This window comes from Streptomyces fuscigenes, assembly GCF_021556455.1.
GTDB lineage: Bacteria > Actinomycetota > Actinomycetes > Streptomycetales > Streptomycetaceae > Streptomyces > Streptomyces fuscigenes.
In genome coordinates this window covers 1-1,813 of sequence record NZ_JAKGCV010000708.1, presented here as the reverse complement: position 1 = coordinate 1,813, position 1,813 = coordinate 1, and the positions used below count along the sequence as shown (strand labels likewise).

Below are 1,813 nucleotides of genomic sequence, written 5' to 3'. Positions count from 1 at the left end.
GCCGCCGGCCGGGGAGGCGGTGACGGGGGCGGGGCATTCCTGGGCGGTGCGGGCGGTGTCGGTCACGGTGCTTCTCCCTGGGCTGGTGCGGCTGCGTTCGCGGTGTCGGCGCGCGCGCCGTCGTCCTGCCGGGGCAGGGCCGCGCCGCGCCGGTACTCGACGCTCGCCACGGCGAAGCCGCGCCGCGCGAGGAAGTCGGCCAGCGGCGAGAAGTGCCGCCGGTCCACGCGGGCGCGGTAGGCGCCGCCGTGCAGCAGCACGACGAGGGGCGCGCTGCCGCGGACCTCGCCGCGCGGCGCGTAGAAGTCGACCAGCTGGTCGGGGTGTTCGCCGTACGCGGCGGTGGCGTCGGGCTCCACCGGAGGGTGCCCGAAGAGGGAGTCGTACTCTGCGGCGTCACGGGCCGCGTCCCGGGCGGCGCCGCGGGTCTCGTCCCGCGCGTGGCCGTCAGCGGGTCCGTGCCCGGAGGCGTCCGGCATGCTCGTCCAACCTTTCGACTGGTGGCCGGAATTGGCCCGACCTGCGGGGACGCTACCAGCAGATCGGGCCCTTGATCACTCCGTGCTCACGCGGGGCCCTCCGCCAGCACCCCGGCGAGTACCCGGGCGGCGCGCTCGGCGTCGGCGAACCCCACGTACAGGGGCGTGAACCCGAACCGCAGGATGTCGGGTCTGCGCAGGTCACCGACCACGCCGCGGGCGATGAGCGCCTCCATGACCGCGGGTGCCCGGGAGCACCGCAGCGCCACCTGGCTGCCGCGCTGGGCGTGCGCGGCCGGGGTGATCGACGCGACGCGGCCCGCCGGCGCGTACGCCTCGACGCACTCCAGGAAGAAGTCCGTGAGCGCCAGGCTCTTGGCCCGTACGGCCCCGATCGAGACGGCCTCGTGGTCCCACACGTCGAGCGCCGCGTCGGCGGCCAGCAGCGACAGGATGTCGGGGGTGCCGACGCGGCCCCGGAGCACGCCGTCCGCCGCCGCGTAGGCCGGCGCCATCGCGAACGGGTCGGCGTGCGAGTTCCAGCCCGGCAGCGGCGAGTCGAACACGCCCTGGTGGCGCGGCGCGACGTACAGGAACGCGGGCGAGCCGGGGCCGCCGTTCAGGAACTTGTACGTGCAGCCGACGGCCAGGTCCACGCCGTGCTCCCCGAGGCCGACCGGCAGGGCGCCCGCGGAGTGGCACAGGTCCCACACCGCGATCGCGCCGGCCGCGCGCACGGCCCGGGTGGTGCCGGGCAGGTCGTGCAGCCGGCCGGTGCGGAAGTCGACGTGGTTGACGAGGGCCACGGCCGTGCGCGGCCCCACCCGGGCCGCCACGTCCGCGGGTTCGACGGCGACGAGCCGCTTGCCCGTGAGCCGCGCCGCGGACTGCGCGATGTAGCCGTCGGTGGGGAACGTCGTCGCGTCGACCAGGATCTCGTCGCGCTCCTCGCCCACCAGCCGGGTGCCGGCCACCAGCGCCTTGAAGACGTTCACACTGGTCGAGTCCGCCACCACGACGGTCCCCCGTTCCGCGCCGACGAGCGGCGCGATCCGGTCGCCGACCCGCTCCGGGGCCGTCCACCAGCCGCTCTCGCCCCAGGATCGGATGCCGAGTTCGCCCCACTGACGGGTGATCACATCGCCTATCCGGCCGGGGACGTGGGCCGGGAGTGCGCCCAGGGAGTTCCCGTCGAGGTAGACGACGCCGTCGTTCAGTGTGAACAGCTCGCGCGCCGGCGCGAGCGCGTCGGTGTCGTCGAGATGCCGGGCGCGCGCCGCCAGGCCGGGGCCGGAGGACCCGGGACGGGCGGGCGGCGCGGCCGCCGCGGCGGG

The 1,813-nt window shown here is 76.3% G+C and carries 1 protein-coding gene and 1 pseudogene; both read right to left on the bottom strand.

What is annotated here, in order from left to right:
• Positions 1-65 precede the first annotated feature (65 nt).
• Positions 66-479 (bottom strand): annotated as a pseudogene (locus tag L1885_RS27950) (alpha/beta hydrolase); the annotation flags it as partial.
• Between the two features lie 86 nt (positions 480-565).
• Positions 566-1,762: a kynureninase gene (gene kynU, locus L1885_RS27945; RefSeq protein WP_235799935.1), complete on the bottom strand. Its 1,197-nt coding sequence runs from the start codon at positions 1,760-1,762 to the stop codon at positions 566-568.
• Between the last annotated feature and the right edge of the window lie 51 nt (positions 1,763-1,813).